The sequence below is a fragment of the Nonomuraea muscovyensis genome, assembly GCF_014207745.1.
In the GTDB taxonomy this organism is placed as follows: Bacteria; Actinomycetota; Actinomycetes; order Streptosporangiales; family Streptosporangiaceae; genus Nonomuraea; species Nonomuraea muscovyensis.
This window is the reverse complement of the sequence record NZ_JACHJB010000001.1, coordinates 2803160-2825818: the sequence shown is the minus strand read 5'-3', so window position 1 is coordinate 2825818 and position 22659 is coordinate 2803160. Positions and strand designations below refer to the sequence as shown.

Sequence of the window (22659 nt, the reverse complement as noted above, 5' to 3'; positions counted from 1 at the left end):
CGGTGTTGCCACCCGGAGCCGAGGTCGCTCAACGGCTCGCTGAAGGACCTGGCGGTGGCCACGCTGGAGAAGGCGGGGCACGAGGTGCGGGTCAGCGATCTGTACGCGATGCGCTGGAAGGCGGCCGTGGACGCCGAGGACTTCGGCCCGTCCGCTTCGAGCCCGCTGAAAGTCGCCGCGGACTCGGGGCGGGCCTTCGACACCGGCGCCCTCACTCCGGACGTCCTGGCCGAGCAGGAGAAGCTGTTGTGGGCTGACATGATCATCTTCCAGTTCCCTCTGTGGTGGTACACGATGCCGGCGATCCTCAAGGGCTGGGTCGACCGGGTCTTCACCTACCACTTCGCGTACGGCGTCGGCGAGCACAGTGACATCAAGTACGGGGAGCGCTTCGGCGAGGGCACCCTCGCGGGGAGGCGGGCACTGCTGTCAGTGACCGCCGGCGGCCCGGAGTCGCACTACGCCGAGCGCGGGATCAACGGTCCGATCGACGACCTGCTGTTCCCGATCCAGCACGGGATCCTGTACTACCCGGGGATCGAGGTGCTGCCGCCGTTCGTGCTGTACGGCACAGACCGGACCACCGACGAAGACTTCCCGGACATCGCCAAGGCCTGGGAGCAGCGGCTGCTGACCTTGGAGTCGACCGAGCCGATCGCGTTCCGGCGGCAGAACTTCGGCGACTACGAAATCCCGTCGCTGCATCTGAAGGAGGGGCTGGAGCCCGCAGACTGCACGGGTTTCCGGCTGCATGTGCGGCCCTAGCGACAATTCCTCCGGGGCACGTGCCCCGGGCAGACCGTGCGTGGCGTGTGGATCACAGTTGGTTTCTGATGGGTGCGGGGATGTCGGGAACCGGCTGGGAAAGGAGGGCAGCCGCCTCGCTGGGGGTGAGGAGGCGGGCTTCGCACAGGCGAAGCCTCGTCCGAAGAGTCGCGCCGAGCGCTCAAGAAGCTCGGTGACCATCTGGACTCGTAGCGCATGCGCCGACGAAGGTGAATGAGGCCATTCCTCGATCATGGGGAATGGCCTCTGACGTGGGCCGATGACTTACGCCTGCTCCGTCGCGCCCTACGTGAGGACGTCTGACGCGCCGAAGCCACCTGCGACTCCCAACCAGACCACCGAATCAAGGCGATGGAGACGCCGAGGAGGATCGTGAACGCGCCCGCGAGAACGTTCAGCGCCCCGAGGACGACCTCTCCGTCTGGATCGCCGATCCCGGAAGGTCGGCCTTCGGCCCAGCTCGTCATGGCCCACGCCTGCGTCGTTACAACCACACCGAACACGATCGTGACCGCAGCCAGGACGTAGCCGGGAGGGCGCGTCCACCACCGGCTGGCGACAAGCACAATGCCGATCAGTAACCCGAGCGGGACGGTCAAGAGCTGAGCCAGGTTCATGATGATCAGGGCATCGAGACGGACATGATCCAAGTCACTGCCAGGCTGAGCCCGTATGAACGGGATCGTCATGACGCCGCCGCTGAGGAAGGCCGAGTGCCAATAACCGGAGTACCGCCACACAGCATGATTGTGGACGTGCTCGACCCTGCGCCACCTTGACTGAGCGTGTAGCTGTATTTTGCTGCTGTACGAGAGCGCAAAGGCCACTTCCTGATCATAGGAAGTGGCCTTTGACCTGCGGTGGAGCCTAGCGGATTCGAACCGCTGACATCCTGCTTGCAAAACGGCCTGATCTTCAGGGACAACGGCCTCGACCTGTGCGGAGGACGGTCCACGAGTGACCGTGACTGACCGCTGTTGACCGCCCTTAATGGCACGCTAATGGCACGACGATCACGCCCGCCACCTGGTCGCCCCCGCGCGGCGCGCGCACCCCTCGTCCTGATCATCCCGTCTGCCGTCGACCCGCCCGAAGGGGAAGCGGGCCAGGGCCACGGGTGCCAGATGGAGCGCCCCACGGACGAACGATCTGGTACCCGTGGCCCTGGTCTGCTCGGCTTGTCCCGGGTCGATGGCGGGCGGGATGATCAGGCTCACCTCAGCCATCTACGGACATCGCCGACGAACATAGCCGTAGCGATCATCCCGGAGCCGGAGTGCTCCCGCCGGAGGCTGCTTGTTCGAGAAGACACGGTGAGGAGCAGTGTGGGAGTCGATGCGGTCTTGATGAGGGTGCATCGCGCTGGAACGAGCCCTCGACGAAGAAGAGTCGTTCCGGCCGGCCCTGTTGTGGGTGACAGGGACGACGTCTTTGTGCGCTTGGTGGAGCGGGCACGCGGGCGCAGCAGAGTGCCCATGCTGGAGCGCATAGATCCATATGGCGATCTGATCCTGACCAGTGAGGAGATGCCGCAGTTTCTCGCAGAGCTGGACTACCTCGCTGGGCTCGCAGAGACCGCCGGCGAACGTGACGTCCTGGCGAACGTGGCGCGCTTGGCCGCCGCCTGCGGGGAAGACGCCGCACTCGAACTTCACCTCGTTGGCGATTGATGCGGCTGGGCTACGGCACAGTGCGGCCCGTGCCGTCCGGCGGCCGGGACCGGCCCCCAGGCCGCACGCCCGGCCGCCGAGCGGCGGAGGGCCGCGAGGCGGCGCGGAGCGCCGCCCTTGATCCCTCATGAGGAGAATTCGGCAATGGACTGCATTGCGGGCAGGCCAGAGCGCATACCCCGTCCCACTCGAGCAGCAGAACCTGCACTGCATCACAACTTGAGCGAGGCCAAGCCGGTCTCACCCCACGGCATGAACCCGCAACTGTAGGCCTGCGGGGGCGGGCCGACCAGATGAGGTAGCGCGTCAGCGGTGGAGCCTCGTCGCCTTGCCGAGGCTGGCATAAATGAAGGGTGGGCCGTCCACGATGCGCCGAGGGTGCGCCTAGACGGCGGTGCAACAACGTTTGCCCCCTTGAGCTATCTAGTAGGCAACTTTTCCCTAAGTTCTGCGCCGATCGTGCACTGCAACACGGACAATTCTGTTATGACGACGCGGCGATGGGTGTTGGTGGGGACGTCCGTAACGGTGGCTGCTCTAGCAGCAGTTTTCGCTGTCCTGGGATGGGATGCAACCGACAAGGTCGCGTCTGGCGTGTCGGCACTGACCGGTGTTGCGGCGCTCGGAGTAGCTGTGTGGGTAGCGTGGCCTACCCCCTCACGCAGCAAGAGCATGCACATTGCGGATACAGGGCAGGCCAAGGTCAGCGGTGGAGGGAGGGCTAACACAGGCTTCTCAGGGGCCAGGGGTGGTCCCGATCGGCTACGAGTTGAGCGAACCGGGGACGCCGACGCGTCTGATGGGGGCGATGCCAACACCGGTGCACAGCTTGATTAATGTTCAAGTCTGTCTCAGTGTGACGATTGGGACATGATGAAAGGCGATCATCCCACAAAGATCACAGTCCGTGATACTGGCGATGCCACGGGCGGGCCCGGCAGTTATGCCAATACAGGAAGCCACTACGGCGATGTCCACATATCCCCGCTACCTCTAGCACAATCAGCCTACCGCGAACAAGTAGAGCAGATATTCCCATGGCGATTGATCGGACGAGAGGAAGAGCTGCACGCACTGGCCAAATTCTGTACAGACGAACGCGGATGCGACTATGTCTGGTGGCAGGGGCCAGCTTGGGCCGGCAAGTCGGCGTTGATGGCCACATTGGTACTTAACCCTCCTCCGGGAGTGCGAGTGGTGTCGTTTTTCATCACTGCCCGCTATGCCGGGCAGAGTGATCGGACAGCATTCCTGGACATCGTGATCGAACAATTGGCCACCCTATTGGGCCAGCCAATGCCTGCGCTGTTGACAGAAGCTACGCAGCGAGGATGGTTCGGGCGCTTGTTAAAGGAAGCGGCGCGCACGTGTCGAGAAGCCGGGCAGCGTTTGGTTCTGGTCGTCGATGGACTGGATGAAGATAGGGGAGTCAAGGTTGGCCCGGGTATGCATAGCATTGCGGCACTGTTGCCTGCGAAGCTACCGGACGGGATGCGCGTAGTCGTTGCAGGTCGACCCAATCCACCCGTTCCCTCGGATGTGCCGGCATGGCATCCCCTACGAGATCCAGCAATTGTTCGTCGCCTGAGCCCCTCGCCAGCTGCCCAGATGGTTCGGGATGATGCTGAGCGCGAACTGGATCATCTCCTCTATGGAAGTCAAGCCGAGCGCGATCTTCTCGGCTTGGTTGTTGCAGCCGGTGGAGGGCTGAGCCGCGACGACCTCGCCGAATTGACTCAATTGCCCATAGATTCAGTAAGTAAACAACTGCGAGCAGTTTCAGGACGCTCGTTTAGTAGTAGGGATAGTACCTGGCGACCTAGGGACGGAGCTAAGGCCTTTGTTCTAGCTCATGAGGAGCTCAATATCGCCGCAGCGGCAGCACTCAGCGAGCCGACTATAACGAAGTATCGAGACAGAATTCACTCCTGGGCAGATCGATATCGCGATCGACACTGGCCGCACGAAACACCCGAGTACCTACTGCGCGGCTACTTTCGGCTACTCCAGGAACAGCGCGATCTCGACCGTATGGTCGCGTGTGCTACGGATCAGGCTAGGCTTGATCGAATGCTTGACCTTAGCGGCGGCGATGCCGCGGCATTGGCGGAGATCGTTGCCTGTCAAAGCCTCATTTGCGAACAGCCGCGGCCCAACTTGCATCAAATGTTGCTACTGGCCCATACCCGTGATCACCTCGCTGATCGTAATGCTAACGTCCCGATTGGGCTGCCCGCAGCTTGGATTACGCTCGGCAATGTGATTCGCGCCGAGGCGCTTGCCCGGTCCATCACCGACTCAGACTCTCAAGGCCAAGCCCTTACACGACTTGTCGATGCATTGGCAACATCCGGCGAGTTCGATGACGCCGAAGCTGTTGCCAGCTCCATAACAGACCCTTACTACGAATCCAAAGCCCTAACCGCACTACTTACCGCATTTGCCGCAACTGGCCATCTTGATCAGGCCCAGCGAATTGCAGGTAAAGCTGAGGCGCTCACATCTAGCATCGCCGACCCTGGATCGCAGGCACGAGCCCTAATTGCACTTATTGCCGCGTTGGCTACCGCAGGCCATCTCGATCAGGTGCGGCGCATGGCAACCAAGATTGAAGCGCTGATATCCAGCATTCCCGAACCGAGCCTCCAAGCCACGGCCCTAACTGATCTGATAGCCGCACTGCCTACTACCGCAGCCCATCTCGATCAGGTGCAGCGTATAGCAAGCAAGGCAGAAGCGCTCATATCTAGAATCACCGAACCGGGCTCTCAAGCCAGAGCGCTGACTGAACTGATCGCCCCACTCGCCAACACTGGTCATTTCCAAGATGTGGAGCGCGTTAGCTACAGAGTCGAGACTCTTGCCCGCTCCATCACGCAGCTGTACTACCAAGTATACGTTCTGATTCACTTGGTCACCGCATTGGCAAAGGCGGGCAGATTCCATCATGCCGAGCGCGTCGCGCGCAAGGCTGAGACCCTCGCAAGCTCTATCACCATCGTGCACCAAAGAGACTTGGCGCTAGGTGCGCTGGTCCCAGCGATGGCCACTGTGAGTGAGCTCGAGCACGTCACCGATCTTACTCGACTTATCACGAACGCGGACACGCGCGCTCGGGCACTGGTCGATTTGGTCGCCGTTTTGGTCTCAGCCGGGCGCCCGGACGACGCCGCCCGTATTGCGCAAGAGGCAAAGATTCTGGCACGCTCGATCTTCCATCCCAACCTCCAATCCCAAGCCCTGATAGACCTTGTCGTCGCCCTGGCTTCGGCAGGCCATCTAGAAACTGCCGAAGCTATCGCCCGCTCGATCACAAGCCTGTACTCACAAGCGGAGGCCCTAACCCAACTGGTAGTCGCATTGGCTGCTGCAGGCCATTCTGAAGAAGGGCGGCGCATTGCTCACGAGACTGAAACTCTCGCTCGCTCTATCGTCAACCCGGACAGCCAATACCATGCTATGACTCAATTGGTCATCGCTTTGGCCTCCGCCGGCTACCTCGAGCACGCCGAAACCCTCGCAAACTCCATCACCGACCCAGACAACAAAGCTGAAGCACTAGTCGCACTCGTCACCGCACAAGCCTCCGCCGGCCACCTCGAGCACGCCGAAACCCTCGCAAACTCCATCACCGACCCAGACAACAAAGCTGAAGCACTAGTCGCACTCGTCACCGCACAAGCCTCCGCCGGCCACCTCGAGCACGCCGAAACCCTCGCAAACTCCATCACCGACCCAGACAACAAAGCTGAAGCACTAGTCGCACTCGTCACCGCACAAGCCTCCGCCGGCCACCTCGAGCACGCCGAAACCCTCGCAGACTCCATCACCGACCCGCATTCGCGAGCTCGTGCTCTCATCAAGCTCGTTACCAGAGGCGACCTGGATTATCGTCCGCGCATCACACAAAGGATCACATTTGTCGCCCGCTCTATAACGCACCCGTATTCCCGAGCCCGAGCCCTCATCGACCTGGCCGTCACTTTGTCCACCATCGGCCAGCCTAGCCAAGCCAAAGAAATTGCACAGGAGGCCGAAACTATCACCCACACCATCACCAGCCCGTACTCCCGAGCCCGAGCCCTCATCGACCTGGCCGTCACTTTGTCCACCATCGGCCAGCCTAGCCAAGCCAAAGAAATTGCACAGGAGGCCGAAACTATCACCCACACCATCACCGACCCAGTCTCCCGCACCCAAGCATTGACTCACCTGATCGAAGCTTCGGCCGCCGCAGAGCGGTTCGACCATGCCGAACGTTTCGCACAAGAGGCCGAGACCCTCGCCCGCTCCATCACAGACCCGGACGAGCAGGCGGAGGCGCTAGTCGGACTGGTCACTGCGTTGACGGCTGCGGGTCTTTTTGATCATGCCGATAGACTTACACGGTCCATCCCTTACGAGGACGCCCTCTCCGAAGCTGTTGCGGTGATCGCCACTCATGCCGATACGGAAAGAGCTAGCCGTCTGATCGCGTGGGGCTTGACAAGAATCCGGTCTACCGCTCTCTTGCCAAGCATCGCCAATATCGAACCATCGGCCGTTCTCGGCCTAGCAAAGAAGCAGTGGGATAGGAATTAAAGCCTTGCGATTCGCGCTAGCAAGTACTGAGGCATAATATTTCAGCAATCCGAACAGCGAGTGACGGAGCTTATACGAGGATTTAGCCGTCCGCAGTAGGAGCGTTCCCAATTCTCGCGCGGGGTCTTCGTTCGCCTACAGGGCCCTGTTTAGCAGCCTGGTTAGCGTGCACAGCAGTTGGGGGCGATCGACCGCCGCAGTGCCGTCTGGCACCCCCCCGACTTGCAGACGGCTGCGGTACGGCCTTCAGCCTGTAGAAGATGTGCTTATCTATCGGTGTGCCATCGCCTCTGCATATCTGATGGTAGAACGCTCGGTGTGAACGAGCGACGGGATCGGCTGAGGACGCTTGGCGAGCTGCTGCGGCGGTTTCGCAAGGACGCGGGTCTGACCGGGAAGGATCTCGCGCAGCGAGCCCAGGTAGCGCAACCTACGATTTCTCGGATCGAGACGGGTCAGCTCCTCCCCACGCCTGAGACCGTTGAGCGGCTGGTCTCTGCCCTGGGCTTGGATGAGGATGGTCGCGCCGACCTGGATGTTCTTCTCACACGGCTTCGTTATGAGGTGTCTCGGCTGAAGGGCGGCCTTGCCGGCAGGGAGGCGGCCAATGCGGCTCGGGTGCGCGCGGGGCATCGAGTGGTGTCGTTCCAGTCAGCCATGATTCCGGCTCTCTTACAGACAGCCGAATACGCCCGCCTGGCACTTGCCGTGGGCCGCGATATCGACGAGGTCGACGCGGCGAAGGCTGCGGCGGTGCGGGTGGAGGCTCAGACGGTCTTGTTCGATCCTGTGCGAGAGTTCTCGTTCCTGTTGACCGAGGGTGCGGTTCGCACCTGGCCGGGGCCGCCGTCGTTGATGTTGGCTCAGCTAGACCGCCTCTCCATGGTCGCCACGCTCTCGCATGTGACTCTCGGTGTTGTGCCATGGTCGGTACAGGTGCCGGCGTTTCCTCTGCATGGGTTCACGATCTATGACGGGTCGGCGAGCGTGGTTGAGAGCTTGACGGGTGACGTCACGCTCACTGACGCCGAGGAACTGGCCACGCATATGGAGACGTTCGAGGCGTTCGCGGCTGTTGCGGTGTACGGCGATGCACTCCGCCGGCTGCTGGGGTCGGTGGCTGACGACTATCGAGAGCTGGCGGGCCGCCTGGAGAAGTGACGCATTTATGCGTCGAATAGCTTGAGCTAGTTCTAGTCTCACTCATACGCTGACGCCATCCGATGTATAGCCCCCTAGACGACGGAGCTTGCCATGTCGGCTTGGCGCTTCTCTCGCTACTTCCTCGGCTCCGCCCCCTCCATCACAGAGGCTCGACGCTTCGTGACCGCACTCCTGCGGGGCTGGCCCGCGGTCGATGACGTGGAGCTCATCGTCAGCGAGTTGGCCACCAACGCGATACGTCACTCCGCGAGCGGGCGCTTCGGCGGGCGCTTCCTGGTGAGCGTCCAAGCTCATACAGATCGTCTCTGGGTCGGCGTCCTTGATGAGGGCGGGCCTTCGTCGCCCAGACTCTTCCGGCCGTACCCTGAAGGCGAAGGTGGGCGCGGCCTCCTACTCGTCGCCAACTTGGCGGTCGACTGGGGCGTGTGGGGCGATGAACACGGTCGGACGGTGTGGGCTGTGCTGCGCACCAGCTCGCGGACGGTGTCGGCCTGATGGGTTCCTGCCTGTCGCCGCACCTTCCATTGCCGCAGTCGTCATGCGTGCGGCTCGACTGGTACCCCGCCGGCAAGGACGAGCGGTGTCGCGTGGTCGCGTGGACCTGCCACTGCCGGAGCGTCCACTACGAACTGTGCGAGTCTGGCGGACTGGCCTTTATCCGGCGTTTCACCCAGGGGCAGCAGCCCGCCGAGACTCACCGCGTGCGGGTCGGCGAAGCTCGCGCCACGTGGTTCGCGCTACTTTCGGGCATGGCTCGGTGAGTCCACGAGGTGTCCCCAATCGGCGGTCAGCGATTCGTGCGGTCAGCTCAAAAACCGGCGAACGGGTCCAAAGCGTACTGTCAAGGGGGATAGACGGCATTCCGTCTAGGGGCCTAGACTCGCCTTCAGTGATCAGAGGGGGATCAATGGCGCCGAGTGACGTTGAGCGCATTGCCGCGATAGAAGACCCGTTCCAACTGCTGCGGGTCGCCACGGAGCGTCTCAACGCTGCCCAGCAGGAGGTCACCGAGCTTTCCCGGCTGCGACGGCGCGTGATCCAAGAGCTCCATGCCCAAGGACTGTCGTACGCCCAGATCGCCAAGGAGGCCGGCCTTACGCGGGGACGTATCCATCAGATCCGGCACACCGGTCCTGCACCCGAAGGGGCGTTCCTCGGTACGGGCGCGATCACCTTGTTCACGCCGCTCAAGCGCGAGGCCAACAACGCGCGGCCCGTGGTCGCGATGGAGGACGTCACGGCGGCCAAGCGGCTGGAGGACCTCGCCCGCGGCTTCGATCTGGCGATGGAGCTGGAGCACGTACCGCTCGGCGGTGAGATCGACGTCAACCGGCCCAACCTCATCGTGATCTGCGGCCCCAAGCTCTCCCCTGTCATGGGTGCGCTGTACGAGTCGGATCCGGTCCTGGAGTGGGTCAAGGACGACGTTTGGACGCTGCGCGACCGCCGTACCGGCGCCGTGTACCGCTCCGGATCGGACAGCGAACCGGCTCGCCCTGTGGATTACGCCTACCTCGGACGGCTCGGGCGGCCAGACGGTAACGGCAACCTGCTGGTGTTCACTGGCATCCACCCGCAGGGCACGCTCGGCGTGGTGCACCTCCTTCAGACCGAGATCGCAACGCTGTGGGGGCAGGTAGGCGACAAGCGCTTCTCGACCGTCGTGGGCGTCGAATACGACCCGGCTACCGGGGAACCGGTCAAGGCGGAACTAGCCAGCCCGCTGTACCGACACGAGGAGGACTGAGACGTGCGGGTCACCTTCGCCACCGAAGCGGCACCAGGCCGGCCGAACGAGGACTTCGTCGCCGCGACCACTGACGCAGCCGTCCTCCTCGACGGGGCAGGCACTCCCGCCGGCTCAGATTCGGGCTGCTCGCACGGCGTGGCTTGGTACTCCCGCACCCTCGGCTCAACCCTCCTGGCCACTATGGTCCAGCGCGCCGGCAGCTTGACCGAGCTGCTGGCCGAAGGGATCAAGACGGTCTCGTCACTCCATGACGCAAGCTGCGACCTGGCTCACCCCGGCTCCCCCTCAGCAACAGTGATCATGCTTCGGCGCACCAACGACGCCCTCGAATGGCTCGTCCTAGCCGACTCCGTTCTCCTCCTGGACGTGGCCGGCGCGTCAGAACCCGTGGTCATCTGTGATGATCGCGAGGCCCAAGTGGGCGCACTCCATCGGGCCGAAATGGACGCTCTCGACTCCGGCACCGACGAACACGTCTCGGCCCACCGGCGCTACGTCGAGACCCTGCGCTCCTACCGCAACCGTGACGGCGGCTTCTGGGTGGCTGCCGCCGATCCCCTGGCAGCCGACCAGGCCCTCACCGGCAGCATGCCCGTAGATCAGATCCGGGCCGCTGTGCTTCTGAGCGACGGGGTGTCCCGCCTCGCCGACCGGTTCCACCTGCGCACGTGGCGCCAAGTGCTGGACACGCTCGACAAGTCCGGCCCTGACCAGGTCATCCAGGAAGTGCGCGCAGCGGAGCACTCGGACCCGCAGGGCTCGCGCTGGCCTCGTGGCAAGGCCTTCGACGACGCCACGGCGCTCTACTGCTGCCCCTGAGCCCGACCGGCAGCAAGACTCGTTCGGCATTGATGTTTACCCCCCTAGACAGTTGGGGCAGACTCTGGCTATCGTCCTCTGCATAGCCCCCTAGACAGCCCTTGAAGCGAAGTGGTCGCAACTGTCTAGGGGGATAGACGAAGGAGGTGGTGGACGATGGCACTCCAGGGACCGATCCCTGTGACGTTCGAAATGGTCTTCCCGCACGGCTGCTACATCGTCGGGGAAGTCGAGCCGGTCAAGGACTTCGACGCCTCGACCAACGGGCGGTTCGTGCAGGCGCGGGACAAGCTGGCCGGTGAGCTGGTCTGGCAGGTCACGGTCATGGACGCCGACCCGACGCTCAAGGCCGCTCAGAAGACCGTGGCGGTGAAGATCCTGTCCCCCGTACAGCCGGTTCCGCCGACACCCATGCCGGGGTTGCCGTTCACGCCGGTCGAGTTCGACCAGATGACCGTCACGCCGTACGTGAACGGGAACGGGCGGCTGGCGTACTCGATCCGGGTTCGCGAGATGCGGGCTCCTCGGCCGGTCGGCAAGCCCAGCGCCACAAAGGATGCGGCGTGATGGGGCGGCGGGGGCAGGCTCGGGCGACGGGCGTGATCACGCTCAACACCGGGGCCGGTGCGGTCGCCGAGAACCACGCCTACCAGCTTCGGACTCCGGTGCTGGCGCTGGCGTTCGGGCTGGTTCAGGTGCAGGTCACCACGGCCGCGTCGGATCGGGTCACGGCGGCTGAGGTGGAGTTCGCGCGGCAGCTCGCCAAGGAGGCGCAGCACTTCGCGCGGTGCGTGGAGCGGATTCATCGGCGCGGGATGACGGCCGCATGAGGAATCTCGGTCCGTACACCTACGTGACGCTCTCGGTGATGCCGGACTCCGCGCCTCGTCTCGCTGTCAGCTTCCACACGGCGGACCTGCGCGTGCGCGCCGGTGTGCTCGACAAGCCGCGGCCGTATCTGGAGATCTCGTCGGCTGAGGCGGACGTGGCGATCTCGACCACCGGGGCGGGCCTCGTCACCGATGCCGATCTCCACATCGCGCGGCGGCTCTTCGAGGCCGCTGCTCGCTACCTCGCCGACTGCGAGCGGCTGCACACCGAACAGTCGGCCAAGGGCGCCCCCGACACGGCGGCCTGACGTGCAAGCGGGGCCGCAGGAAGCGGCAACTTCCGGCGGCCCCTCGGTCTTCCACACACTCCACATGCTTGGAAGGACTCCAGCCTAATGTTCAAGAAGATGCCCGGCGAAGAGCCGCATCGCATCGTCTCGACCACGCCGGATACGGCGGTCGTGTTCAGGCCGGCCGTGCTCAAGACGCCGGCGATCGCCACGCTCGTCATCTTCGGGTGGCGAGCCGTCGCGAGTCTGGTCCGTTCCGTGTGGCGGCATCCGGTCGCCCTGCTGGTTGCGGCCATCCCTGGCGTGCTGTCCTACCTGTACGGGTGGCGCGTCGCCCTCCTCCTCGTCACGCCCGTGCTCGTCGGGCTGGTCGCCTGGGGCGTGATCGACCGGGCAAGCTTCGCTCGATGGGTCGGATGGCGGCTGCTGGCCTGGTGGCGGCTGGTGTGGGTGTATCGGCGCCTCTGGCAACCGGTGATGGTCATCTCCGGTCTCGGAAGACACGTCCATGGCCGCGACTACCTGCCCAAGCTGGGCAAGGTCACCTGCACCTCGTGGGCCGACCAGGTCACCGTTCGCATGCTCAACGGGCAGGCCGTCAAGGACTGGGCCGACCGGAGCGACAATCTCGCCCAGGGGTTCGGCGCGAGCTCCTGCCGCGTGTCGGTCCTCAAGGGCGGGCGGTTGCGGCTGACCTTCCCTCGGTGTGATCCGCTCGCCACGCCGCTGCCTGCTGTGCCGGTTCCCGAGACGCCCACGGTCGGCCCCATCGAGGTCGGTAAGCAGGAGGACGGGCGGCCGTGGCTGCTCAAGGTGCACGGCACTCACGTCCTGGTCGCGGGCGCCACCGGGGCCGGCAAGGGCTCGATCATCTGGTCCACCATCCGCGGGCTCCTCCCGGCTGTCCGCGCGGGGCTGGTCGAGATCTGGGCGCTCGATCCGAAGCTGATGGAGCTGTCCTTCGGCCGTGCTCTCTTCGGGGCTCGGTACGCCGCCGATCCGGCCGACTGTGCCGACCTGTTGGACGACGCGGTCAAGGTCATGCAGGCGCGCGCCGCTCGATTCGCCGGCCACCAGCGAGCCCACACGCCAACCGTCGACGATCCCTTCGTCCTGGTGCTCGTCGATGAGGTGGCGTTCCTGACCGCCTACCAGTCGGACAAGGAGCTGCGGCGGCGTATCTCTGCTGCCCTGGCGACGCTCACCACTCAGGGGCGGGCTGTCGGGGTGGGCGTCATGGCGGCGCTCCAGGACCCGCGCAAGGAGGTCATGAACATCCGGAACCTGTTCCCGGACAAGATCGCGCTTCGGCTCGATGAGTCCGAACAGGTGGACATGGTCCTCGGTGAGGGTGCGCGGGACCGTGGGGCGCTGGCTGACCAGATCTCTCCCCGGCCGGAGCTGGGCGCTGGCGTCGGCTACGTCCGGCTGGAGACCTCGCCCGATCCGATCCGGGTCCGTGCGGCCTATGTCTCCGATGACGACATCCGCGGCATGGTCGCCGAGTTCGCCGGGGAGGTCGCGTGACGCTCGCCCACTTCCTCGACGGCCTGCGCTGCGCGGACTGCAGTGCCCTCAACGTCCTGCGTCTCGACCCGGTCCGCTCCCTGGTCGAGTGCACCGAGTGCGGAAGCTCCGCGCTCGTCGTCCCCGAGATCGGAAAGGAGGTCCGTTGAACAGTCCAAGCCAGACAGCGGAAATCCGGAGCTCTCACCGCTCCACGCCTCGGGCGCTCCGGATGGCTCAGCCGCTTGCCCGTGAAGTCGCCGAAGAGGTCGCCAAGCTCAACGGCGTCTGTGTCCGGCCCGTTGCGCTCCGGCGGCTCGACATCGTCACCGGCAAGGAAGAGATCGTCGATGTCCCGTGCGGCGCGACGCTGGAGAGCAAGTGTCCGTCCTGCGCCAAGCGCAACCGTCAGCTCCGGATGGCGCAGTGCCGGGAAGGCTGGCACCTGGCCGAAGAACCTGTCATCACTCCCGACCCGGCCACCGAGGAACAGCGGTGGCTCGTCGAGTTCCGTGCGGACATGCAGGCTCGGCGCGATGCGGCGGCAAGTGCCGGCGAGGACACCTCCGAGTGGGACGCGGTTCTCGTCGGTCTCGATGAGGAGATCAACGCCGCGGGGATGCGGGGCCACGTGCTCGGCCGGACGGTTCCCAAGCGGGTGCGCTCGACCCGGCGGCGGCAGGACGCTCCGGACCTGCCCAAGCGGAAGGTGTCCAACACGACGCTCGGGCGGACCTTCGAGTCCTCGGACGGGAAGGTCTACCGGCCGTCGCTGTTCGTGACGCTTACCCTGCCCTCTTACGGCAAGGTGCGTGACGGGGTGCCCGTCGATCCCGAGAGCTACGACTATGGGCGGGCGGCCCGCGATGCGCTCCACTTCTCCAAGCTGGTCGATCGGTTCGTGCAGAACCTTCGCCGGGTGGCGGGCTATGACGTCCAGTACTTCGCCAGCGTGGAACCTCAGAAGCGGCTGGCTCCCCATCTGCACATGGCCATCAGGGGCACCCTGCCTCGTGCGGAGGTGAAGCAGATCGCGGCGGCGACCTATCACCAGGTGTGGTGGCCCTCCTGCGATCAGGTGCGCTTCGAGGGCGAGCACCTGCCTGTCTGGGAGGAAGGGGTCGGCTACCTCGATCCTGACACGGGCGAAGTCCTGCCCGCGTGGGACCAGGCCCTCGACGAGCTGGACCAGGACGACGACGCCGAACCTCTGCACGTCGTCCGCTTCGGTGACCAGGTGGACGTCAAGGGCGTGCTCGCCGGGACGCCGGACGCTGACCAGTGCATCCGTTACCTATCCAAGTACCTGACCAAGAGCCTCGGCGAATCCATCGACAGCCGTGCTCAGCGCGAGCATGCCGCGCGCTTCGTCGAGGCCCTGCGCTACGAACCGTGCTCGCCGACCTGCCCGAACTGGCTCCGATACGGCGTGCAGCCCAAGGGCGCCAAGGCGGGCATGGCTCCCGGCCGGTGTCGCTCCAAGGCCCACAAGCCCGAACACCTCGGATACGCGGGCCGTCGAGTCCTCGTGTCCCGAAAGTGGTCGAACAAGACGCTGGCCGAGCACAAGCAGGACCGCCGCACCTGGGTGTTGGAAGCGCTCGGGCAGGCCGACGAGCCGACCGATCCGCATCGCTACGTCTGGCGGCCGGTCAAGCCGGGGGATCCGGACCTGGCTCCAGTCGGTGTCCGGCTGCTGCGAAGCGTCGCGGAACGTCAGCGGTGGCGCGCGCACCTGCGGGAGCTGGAAGCCAGAGCCAACGGCCAAGATCTTTCGGCAACTGGGGAGGAGGCAGCGTAGATGGACAAGCTTCTGACCGTGGAGGAGGCGGCGGAACTCCTCAACACCTCCCCCAGATTCGTCCGGCGGCTCATCGCGGAACGGCGCATCGAGTTCGTCAAGCTCGGCCGGCCGGTGCGCATCCGGGAGTCCGCCGTGATCGCGTACGTCATCGCCGGAACAGTCACCCCCATGCACAAGCCCGACCTGGGAAGGGCCGCCTGATGCCGAACAAGGACGGCCACCGGCGTTTCGGCAACATCCGCAAGCTTCCCTCCGGTCGGTTCCAGATCCGCTATCCCGGCCCGGACGGACGGCTGCACACCGGCGCGACGACGTACCCCACGAAGACGGACGCCGACCGGGCGCTCACGCTCATCGAGGCCCAGATGATCTCGGGAGAGTGGACGGACCCGGATCGTGGCAAGATCCAGCTCGCCGACTACGCCCGTGCCTGGATCAAGGAACGTCCCGGCCTGCGTCCCAAGACGGTGGAGCTGTACACGTGGCTGCTCGAACGCCACATCGTCCCGACGCTCGGCGGCGTGGCGGTCGGGAAGCTGTCGGCCCAGATGATCCGCACCTGGCGCTCGGATCTGCTCGGCAACGGCGTCTCGGTCTCGACTGCGGCCAAGGCGTACCGCCTGCTGCGCGCCGTGCTGATGACGGCCGTCGAAGAGGACAAGCTGATCGCACGGAACCCGTGCCGAATCAAGGGTGCCGACAACGAGCACACCCCCGAGCGGCCGGTCCTCACCGTGGCCCAGGTCTTCGAGCTCGCCGACCGGATGGCCGACAGACGCTTCAAGGCTCTCGTCCTACTGGCCACCTTCGCGAGCCTGCGCTGGGGCGAGGTGATCGCGCTCCGCCGTAGCAGCCTCGACCTCGACGCCCGGACGGTACAGATCCGCGAACAGCTCATCGAACTCGACGGCGGCGAGATGCGGCTGAGCCCGCCCAAGTCCCGCGCCGGCAGGCGCACGATCAGCATCCCATCGGCCATCATCCCGGCCCTGACCGAACACCTCGCCACCTACGTCGACCAGGCCGACGACGCCTTCGTCTTCCTCGGCAAGCGCGGAGCGTTCCTGCGGGGCGGGAACTTCCGGCGTGAGGCCAAGTGGGCGGAAGCGCTCAAGGAGATGGGGTTGCAGGGCCTGCACTTTCACGATCTCCGGCACACCGGCAACACCCTCGCCGCCCAGTCAGGCGCAAGCCTGGCTGACCTCAAGGCTCGGATGGGGCACGACAGCGACCGGGCCGCGCTCATCTACCAGCACGCGACACGCGACGCCGACCAGCGCATCGCCGACGCACTCAGCGCCCGCGTAGCAGCCGAACAACAGAAGATCGCCAAGAGCTAATGGCACGTTAATGGCACGAACGCCCCGTTCCAAGATCCGGAACGGGGCGTTTTCGCAGGTGGAGCCTAGCGGATTCGAACCGCTGACATCCTGCTTGCAAAGCAGGCGCTCTGCCAGCTGAGCTAAGGCCCCTCGATCGAAGATAGCTTACCGGGCCGGAGCGGTTGTGTGGTGCGGGGCCATGTCGTCGCTGAGGATGAGGCTGGGGAAGTCGGCGATCGAGTCGAGGATGTGGGTGGCGCCGCCCTTGAGGAGGCGTTCGCGGCTGTGGACGCCGGTCAGGACGCCGGCCACGACGGAGGCGCCCGAGCGGCGGCCGCAGAGCATGTCGCTTTCCGAGTCGCCGATCACGGCCACCTGGCGGACGTCTTCGATGCCGAGGCGGAGGACGGCGTGCAGGACCATGTCGGGCCAGGGGCGGCCGCGGCCGCCCGCGTCTTCGGGGGAGATGGCGAGGTCGATCTTGTCGTCCCAGCCGAGGACGCTCAGGACGCGGCTCAGGGTGGTGCGGCTGAAGCCGGTGATGAGGGCGAGATGGAGGCCGGAGCCGCGGAGCTTGTCGAGGACCTCGATGACTCCGGGCATGGCGACGAGGCCGGCTCGTTCGAGGGCGCCCTCGTAGGAGCGTTCGAACGTGAGGTTCGCCGCTTGGGCCTGGACCTCGTTGTCGGGGAAGATCCCCCGGAAGACATCGATCTTGGGGCACCCCCGGGACCGGTGCACGTGAACCATCGCACGCGCGTACGCTCCGGTCCCGGGGACTATGCCCTGCGTGGCGATCGCCTCAGCGAACGCGCGCTCGACCATGGCGATGTCACCGACTGTTGTGCCGGCCAGGTCCAGGCACGCCAGCTTGATGGGGACGACGTCACTCATCGCCTCGCCAGGCGGTCAGTTGTCGCTGCCGGTGGCCTCGGTCCAGAGATCGAGCTCGGCGCGATCAGCCTGCACCTTGCGCCAGATCAGCAACCCCCCGAGGGCGACCAGCGCCAGAACAAGCAGCTTCTTCACGGTGTGACCCCACTTCTCGACGGTCTCACCTGCCGGGGTGAGACCCAACGGTTGACTTGCAGCCTAGCAAGGGATGGCTGCGGTCCTTGTGTTGCGCACGAGTCAGATGTACGGAATGTGCAAAGCATGGCCAGGTAGTCGCAGGTGAGAGGTGGTATGCCCGTCGCGTCTCGGGGCTTACCGTCCATCAGATCACGCCCGGCGGACCCGAAAAAGTCCTCTATACCCTAGGTGGGTACGGTGTAGCCTGGCGTTCTGGGCGTGACCTGGAAGGAGAGCTTCATGAGCACCGCAACATACACCGTCAAAGGCATGACCTGCGGCCACTGTGTGAGTTCCGTCAAGGAAGAGGTCTCCGAGGTGGCCGGGGTGACCTCGGTGGAGGTGGACCTCGCCACGGGGTTGCTCACCGTGTCGGGCGACGGCCCGGTCCAGGAGGCCGACGTCGTGGCGGCGGTCGAGGAGGCCGGGTACGAGGTGGTCAGGTAGGGCGGGCCCAGCGGACCGCGGGGGCCATGGCGGCCCCGGCCGCCAGGAACACCACGCCGACCACCAGCCAGCCGGCCGCGCCCCAGCCGATGATCACCGTGGTGAGCAACGCCGGGCCCAGCGCCCTGGCCACGGCGGTTCCGCTGCCGAAGAATCCCTGATACTGCCCCTGCCGGCCCTCCGGCGCGAGGCCGAAGGAGATCTCCCAGGACCCCGCGGCCAGCAGCATCTCGGCCAGCACCTGCGGCACCACCGCGGCCACGATGACGGCGCCGGCGAGCCAGGCGGGCACGCCGGCCGCCGACAGCGCGAACACCGCGCAGGCCAGCAACATGAGGGCCCCCGCCCGCCGTACCGAGCGGGCGGCGTCCGCCAGGCCGCGCACCCGCCGGGCGACGCGCACCTGGAACGCCAGAACCCCGGCCGTGTTCACCAGGAACAGCACGGAGACCAGCCAGGCCGGGGCCGGCGTGCGCAACGTGATCCAGAGCGGCACGACCACGCTCAGCAGCGGCATGTAGCAGAGCAGCACCGTGTTGATCAGCGTCACCAGCGCGTACGGCCGGTCGCGCAGCACGGCGAGGCGGGGGCCCGAGGCGACCGGCGCGGGGGTCACGGCCGGCAGCCTGAGCAGGACGAGGCCGGCGAGGAGGAAGCCGACCACGTCCAGTGCGAACACCGCCAGGTACGCCTCCCGGGTGCCGACGTGCAGCGCGAGCCCGCCCAGCCCGGCGCCCGCGGCGAGGCCGCCGTTCAGCGTGGCCTGCAGGGCGGCCCGGACCCGGGTCCGGCGGGCGGGTTCGACGAGGGCGGCGAGCAGGGCCTGACGGGCGGCCGACAGGCCGGTCTGCGCGGCGCCGTACAGGCAGGCCACCACCACGAACATCTCGAACGAGCGGACGAACGCGAACGACCCGACCGCCGTGGCCGTGGCGACGGCGAGCAGCACGGCGACGCCGCGCGGGCCGCGCCGGTCGGCGAGGTGGCCCAGCGGCACGCCCGCGAGCGCGCCCACGGCCCAGCCGAGCGTCAGCCCGAAGCCGATCCGCGCGGCCGACAGCCCGACGACGTGGACGAAGTAGAGGGCCGAGGTGACGAGATAGGCGCCGTCGCCGACGGAGTTCGCGAGCTGGGCGAGGGTGAGCGTCCGTTCCGCCCGCGTCGCGACCGCGGGTGACCCGGCGGGCGCGGGAGCGCCGCCATCGGTGGGGGCCGGGGCGGGCGCGGGAGCGCCGCCATCGGTGGGGGCCGGGGCGGGCGCGGGGGCGTCGCCGGGTGAGCCGCCGGTCAAGGGTCAGGCCTTGTACGACGCGGGGATCATCCGGGTGGCGACGCACATCCGGTTCCAGGCGTTGATGGTGGCGACGGCCACGATGAGCTCGGCGAGCTGCTGTTCGTCGAAGTGCTCGGCCGCCTCCCGCCAGATCTCGCCGGTGACGTCGTGGGTGGAGAGCCGGGTGGCGGCCTCGGTGAAGGCGAGGGCGGCGCGTTCCCGGTCGGTGAAGAAGGGCGCCTCGCGCCACACGGACACGGCGTGCAGCCTGGCGTCGCTCTCGCCGGCCTGCTTGGCGTCGGAGCTGTGCATGTCCACGCAGTAGACGCAGCCGTTGATCTGACTGGCGCGCAGCCGGACGAGTTCGAGGAGGGGCGCGGGCAGTGTGCCGGCGGCGACGAAGCCGTCCAGGCCGGCCATGGCTCGGTATGCGTCCGCGGCGAAGGCGCCGAGCTTCAGTCGTTCAGTCATGGCGCCCAATCTAGGAACGGTCTTGTCCCGTTGTAAGCTCCAATTTCCGGCGAAATGATTGGGCCAAGCATGGACGTCCACGTGACCCTGTCCGGGCGCGGCGACCTGGCCGCACAGGTCTACCGGCAGCTCCTGGAGGCGATCCTCGACGGGCGGCTCCGGTCGGGTGAGCGGCTGCCGCCGACCCGGGAGCTGGCGCGGCGGCTGGAGATCTCGCGCAACACGGTCGCCGTGGCCTACGACCGGCTGGTGGCCGACGGGTTCCTGGTGGGCCGGGCGGGCGCGGGGACGTTCGTGTCGGCGGAGCCGGTGCGGGGCCGGGCGGCGCCGCGCGGGGTGGTGCAGCCGCGCGCCCTGTGGCGTTCCCTGCCGCCGGCACAGCCGCCGGCGGCCCCGGCGACGTACGACTTCCGGGTGGGCGTGCCGGATCCGCGGCTGTTCCCGATGGAGGCGTGGCGCCGGCTCGTGGCACGCGAGCTGCGGACGAGCGCGGTGACGGGCGGGTACGGCGACCCGGCGGGGCACGAGGGCCTGCGCGAGGCGATCGCACGGCACGTCGGCGTGAGCCGTTCGGTGCGGGCGGGCGCCGGCGACGTGCTCATCACCAGCGGCGCGCAGCAGGCACTCGATCTGGTGGGGCGGGTGCTGATCGAGCCGGGCGCCTGCGTGGCGGTCGAGGAGCCCGGCTACCCGCCGGCGCGACTGCTGTTCCGCTCGCTCGGGGCGCGGGTCGCCGGGGTGCCGGTGGACGGCGAGGGCATCGACGTCTCGGCCCTGCCGAACGCGGCCCGGCTGGTGTACGTCACGCCGTCCCACCAGTTCCCGCTGGGCACGCCGATGTCGCCGGCGCGGCGGACGGCGCTGCTGGCCTGGGCCGAACGGCGGCAGGCGGTGGTCATCGAGGACGACTACGACAGCGAGTTCCGCTTCGGGGACCGCCCGCTGGAACCGCTGCAGAGCCTGGACCGGGCGGGGCGGGTGGTCTACGTCGGGTCGTTCTCGAAGACGCTGCTGCCGGCGTTGCGCCTGGGGTTCCTGGTGGCGCCGGCGTCGCTCGTGCCCGCGCTGCGCGCCGTGAAGCAGCTCACCGACTGGCACGGGGTGCTGCCGACGCAGGCGGCCCTGGCCCGGTTCATCGACGAGGGGCTGCTCTCGCGGCACATCAGGAAGGCGACCCGCGCGTACGCCGCCAGGCGCGACCTGATCGCCGAGGCGCTCTCGGGCGACGACCGCCTGCGCCCGGTCCCCTCGCTCGCGGGCCTGCACCTCTGCGCGCGGCTGGCTCCGGGAGTGTCCGTACGGCCCGCGCCCGGCCTGGCGGTGGAGCCGCTCGACGCGTACTACGACCGAGCGCCGGCCGGAGCCGGACTGATCATCGGCTACGGGGCGATCCAGCGGGAGGCCGTCCCCGCCGGCCTGCGGCTGCTGCTGCGGTCGCTACGGCTGGGGGTGCCTGCGGCCCCAGAAGCGTCTGGCGCGCTCGCCTGAATGTTCGGGGTCCTCGGGCGGTGAGGGCTGCTGCACGATGACGAGCGTGGCCTTGGCGTGGCGCGCGCAGTACATGCTGGTGGAGGGCAGCAGGAGGCGGCTGAGCACTCCGCGCCTGCTGCGGCCGAGCACGAGGAGGTCGCCCTCGCGGGCCAGGTCGACGAGGTGGTAGCCGGGGTCGCCGACCTTGCCCACCACGACCGTGGTCAGGTCGTCGGGCATCCCGCCCGCCACGTCCTCGAACACGCCGGCGATGATGTCGTTGCAGCGCGCCTCCTCGCCGGTCCGCAGGGCGTTCTGCACGGGCAGCGCCTCGGGGAACGGGTGGACCGGCGCCCTGCTCACGTGCACGGCGACGAGGGGCATGCGGTGCAGCCTGGCGGCTCCGATGGCCCAGGCCAGCGCCCAGCGCGAGGCGGGGGTCTCATCGACCCCGACGATCAGCCGCGCTCCGCCGGGCAGGTCACGATCCACGGCACCCTCCTCACAGGGGTACTCGACCATAGTGCTCCTTGCCGCTGGTTACCTGAAGGTGGCAATTTGCGAACTTTGGGATCCCCGAGGGGGGTGACACACAGGGTCACCACTCTGCTGGCCGCCGCGGGCCACGGCAAGTCCTTCGGGCGGATCTTCAGACGAGCGTGAGGAGACCCTCGAACAGCGTCTCGCGTTCGTGGTCGGTGAGCCGGCCGTACGCCCGGGCGGCCCGGTGGTTGGTGTCGTCCTCGATGGCGTCGCGGACCGGGCCGGGCTGCAGGTCGACGACCGTGCCCGCGGTCAGGCCGGCCGCCTGCCAGGCCGCGGCGTGCGCGTCCGCCCGGTGATAGCGGAGCGCGGCCACCCGGTTGAACAGCAGCACCCCCACGGGGGTCCCCGCCGGCTCGTACGGCGGCGCCATCACCTCCAGGGCGCCTCCGGGGTCGCGTCCGGCCCGGTCGAGGACCCGGCCGGCGAGGTCGGCGAGGGGTTGCAGGTCGTGGGCGGCCCAGACGCGCCGGGTGGCGTCGGCGTGCGCGGCGTACAGGCCGTCGACGAACGCCAGCCCCCTGGCCGTGATCCGCAGCGTGCCGTCGCCGGCCTCGGCCAGGGCGCCCTGGCCGAGGTGTTCGCGGATCTCGGTGTCCAGCTCGGCGGCGGTGCCGTACCGGTAGACGGCGGACAGCTCGCGGCGGGTGAGCGGGCGGAGCGGCAGCACGTACCGCAGGTCGAGCAGGAGTCCTGGGGTCAGGCCGGTGGATTCGGCGTGGGCGGCGACCGCCTGGCGGGCCGAGGCGTGCACGTTCACGTGGACCGCGTTGATGACCGGAGCGATCGCCGCGGCATACGTCGACAGATCCTGAATTATCGGCATTGCGGGCCATTATGCCTGCGATATCGGCGATCCATA

Annotated in this window: 24 protein-coding genes, 1 tRNA gene and 1 pseudogene; 17 read left to right on the top strand and 9 right to left on the bottom strand. The window is 66.9% G+C overall.

The features are described from left to right. Positions 1-9: 9 nt before the first annotated feature. Positions 10-765: pseudogene (locus FHU36_RS13405) on the top strand (NAD(P)H-dependent oxidoreductase); the annotation flags it as partial. Between the two features lie 251 nt (positions 766-1016). Here FHU36_RS13405 and FHU36_RS13400 read toward each other — a convergent pair. Both FHU36_RS13400 and FHU36_RS13395 read right to left on the bottom strand, forming a co-directional pair. After that, positions 1017-1526: a hypothetical protein gene (locus tag FHU36_RS13400; protein WP_185084036.1), complete on the bottom strand. Its 510-nt coding sequence runs from the start codon at positions 1524-1526 to the stop codon at positions 1017-1019. A 273-nt stretch (positions 1527-1799) separates the two neighbouring features. Then, on the bottom strand, positions 1800-2012 hold the full coding sequence (locus FHU36_RS13395; RefSeq protein WP_185084035.1) for a hypothetical protein: 213 nt from the start codon (positions 2010-2012) through the stop codon (positions 1800-1802). Positions 2013-2261: 249 nt separating this feature from the next. On the opposite strand from FHU36_RS13395, the gene FHU36_RS13390 reads away from it, so the two are divergent. From FHU36_RS13390 to FHU36_RS13325, 14 genes are all read left to right on the top strand, one after another. After that, a complete protein-coding gene (locus FHU36_RS13390) occupies positions 2262-2456 on the top strand; it encodes a hypothetical protein (RefSeq protein ID WP_185084034.1) in 195 nt (64 codons plus the stop codon). A gap of 870 nt (positions 2457-3326) precedes the next feature. Next, positions 3327-7037 (top strand): P-loop domain-containing protein, encoded by a 3711-nt coding sequence (locus FHU36_RS13385; RefSeq protein ID WP_185084033.1) that lies wholly within the window; start codon positions 3327-3329, stop codon positions 7035-7037. Positions 7038-7355: 318 nt separating this feature from the next. After that, complete coding sequence (locus tag FHU36_RS13380) at positions 7356-8198, top strand: helix-turn-helix domain-containing protein (protein ID WP_185084032.1); 843 nt, start codon at positions 7356-7358, stop codon at positions 8196-8198. Positions 8199-8291: 93 nt separating this feature from the next. Further along, positions 8292-8696 carry an ATP-binding protein gene (locus FHU36_RS46785; protein WP_185084031.1) on the top strand — a complete coding sequence of 135 codons (405 nt, stop codon included), beginning with the start codon at positions 8292-8294 and terminating at the stop codon, positions 8694-8696. Between the two features lie 412 nt (positions 8697-9108). After that, on the top strand, positions 9109-9948 hold the full coding sequence (locus tag FHU36_RS13370) for a sigma factor-like helix-turn-helix DNA-binding protein (protein ID WP_185084030.1): 840 nt from the start codon (positions 9109-9111) through the stop codon (positions 9946-9948). A gap of 3 nt (positions 9949-9951) precedes the next feature. Then, positions 9952-10770 (top strand): protein phosphatase 2C domain-containing protein, encoded by an 819-nt coding sequence (locus FHU36_RS13365; RefSeq protein ID WP_185084029.1) that lies wholly within the window; start codon positions 9952-9954, stop codon positions 10768-10770. Positions 10771-10950: 180 nt separating this feature from the next. Next, positions 10951-11337, top strand: coding sequence for a plasmid replication, integration and excision activator (locus tag FHU36_RS13360; RefSeq protein WP_312891563.1), 387 nt, complete (start codon positions 10951-10953; stop codon positions 11335-11337). Next, positions 11334-11600, top strand: a complete 267-nt coding sequence (locus FHU36_RS13355; protein ID WP_185084027.1) for a hypothetical protein — start codon at positions 11334-11336, stop codon at positions 11598-11600. The genes FHU36_RS13360 and FHU36_RS13355 overlap by 4 nt, the downstream gene beginning before the upstream one ends. Next, a complete protein-coding gene (locus FHU36_RS13350; RefSeq protein WP_185084026.1) occupies positions 11597-11908 on the top strand; it encodes a hypothetical protein in 312 nt (103 codons plus the stop codon). The genes FHU36_RS13355 and FHU36_RS13350 overlap by 4 nt, the downstream gene beginning before the upstream one ends. 87 nt (positions 11909-11995) lie before the next feature. After that, positions 11996-13417, top strand: a complete 1422-nt coding sequence (locus FHU36_RS13345) for an FtsK/SpoIIIE domain-containing protein (protein ID WP_185084025.1) — start codon at positions 11996-11998, stop codon at positions 13415-13417. After that, the gene (locus FHU36_RS13340) at positions 13414-13566 is read left to right on the top strand and encodes a hypothetical protein (protein ID WP_185084024.1); all 153 of its coding nucleotides are present in this window, start codon (positions 13414-13416) and stop codon (positions 13564-13566) included. The genes FHU36_RS13345 and FHU36_RS13340 overlap by 4 nt, the downstream gene beginning before the upstream one ends. A gap of 62 nt (positions 13567-13628) precedes the next feature. Continuing rightward, entirely contained in the window at positions 13629-15197 is a 1569-nt protein-coding gene (locus tag FHU36_RS13335) for a replication initiator (protein WP_185084023.1), read from the top strand. Next, positions 15198-15401: a helix-turn-helix domain-containing protein gene (locus FHU36_RS13330; protein ID WP_185084022.1), complete on the top strand. Its 204-nt coding sequence runs from the start codon at positions 15198-15200 to the stop codon at positions 15399-15401. Further along, the gene (locus FHU36_RS13325; protein ID WP_185084021.1) at positions 15401-16540 is read left to right on the top strand and encodes a tyrosine-type recombinase/integrase; all 1140 of its coding nucleotides are present in this window, start codon (positions 15401-15403) and stop codon (positions 16538-16540) included. Before FHU36_RS13330 ends, FHU36_RS13325 begins: the two co-directional genes overlap by 1 nt. A 59-nt stretch (positions 16541-16599) precedes the next feature. Here the strand turns inward: FHU36_RS13325 and FHU36_RS13320 are convergent. The 3 genes from FHU36_RS13320 to FHU36_RS43485 form a co-directional block, all read right to left on the bottom strand. Continuing rightward, positions 16600-16672 (bottom strand) — tRNA-Ala (locus FHU36_RS13320). A gap of 15 nt (positions 16673-16687) precedes the next feature. Beyond that, positions 16688-17416, bottom strand: coding sequence for an HAD-IA family hydrolase (locus tag FHU36_RS13315; RefSeq protein ID WP_185084020.1), 729 nt, complete (start codon positions 17414-17416; stop codon positions 16688-16690). A 15-nt stretch (positions 17417-17431) separates the two neighbouring features. Next, on the bottom strand, positions 17432-17551 hold the full coding sequence (locus tag FHU36_RS43485) for a DLW-39 family protein (protein ID WP_240197081.1): 120 nt from the start codon (positions 17549-17551) through the stop codon (positions 17432-17434). A 282-nt stretch (positions 17552-17833) separates the two neighbouring features. Here FHU36_RS43485 and FHU36_RS13310 point away from each other — a divergent pair, with 282 nt between their 5' ends. Beyond that, a complete protein-coding gene (locus FHU36_RS13310; protein WP_185084019.1) occupies positions 17834-18040 on the top strand; it encodes a heavy-metal-associated domain-containing protein in 207 nt (68 codons plus the stop codon). On the opposite strand, the gene FHU36_RS13305 is transcribed toward FHU36_RS13310, so the two are convergent. Together FHU36_RS13305 and FHU36_RS13300 are read right to left on the bottom strand one after the other, a co-directional pair. Then, complete coding sequence (locus FHU36_RS13305) at positions 18033-19331, bottom strand: MFS transporter (protein WP_281394171.1); 1299 nt, start codon at positions 19329-19331, stop codon at positions 18033-18035. The two genes, FHU36_RS13310 and FHU36_RS13305, sit on opposite strands and share 8 nt — an antisense overlap. Positions 19332-19334: 3 nt before the next feature. Then, positions 19335-19784: a carboxymuconolactone decarboxylase family protein gene (locus FHU36_RS13300; RefSeq protein ID WP_185084018.1), complete on the bottom strand. Its 450-nt coding sequence runs from the start codon at positions 19782-19784 to the stop codon at positions 19335-19337. Between the two features lie 69 nt (positions 19785-19853). Between FHU36_RS13300 and pdxR the strand changes: the two genes are divergently transcribed. Beyond that, a complete protein-coding gene (gene pdxR / locus FHU36_RS13295) occupies positions 19854-21272 on the top strand; it encodes a MocR-like pyridoxine biosynthesis transcription factor PdxR (protein WP_185084017.1) in 1419 nt (472 codons plus the stop codon). Here the strand turns inward: pdxR and FHU36_RS13290 are convergent. Together FHU36_RS13290 and FHU36_RS13285 are read right to left on the bottom strand one after the other, a co-directional pair. Then, positions 21222-21746: a universal stress protein gene (locus FHU36_RS13290; RefSeq protein WP_185084016.1), complete on the bottom strand. Its 525-nt coding sequence runs from the start codon at positions 21744-21746 to the stop codon at positions 21222-21224. The two genes, pdxR and FHU36_RS13290, sit on opposite strands and share 51 nt — an antisense overlap. A 157-nt stretch (positions 21747-21903) precedes the next feature. Continuing rightward, complete coding sequence (locus FHU36_RS13285; protein ID WP_185084015.1) at positions 21904-22623, bottom strand: hypothetical protein; 720 nt, start codon at positions 22621-22623, stop codon at positions 21904-21906. Between the last annotated feature and the right edge of the window lie 36 nt (positions 22624-22659).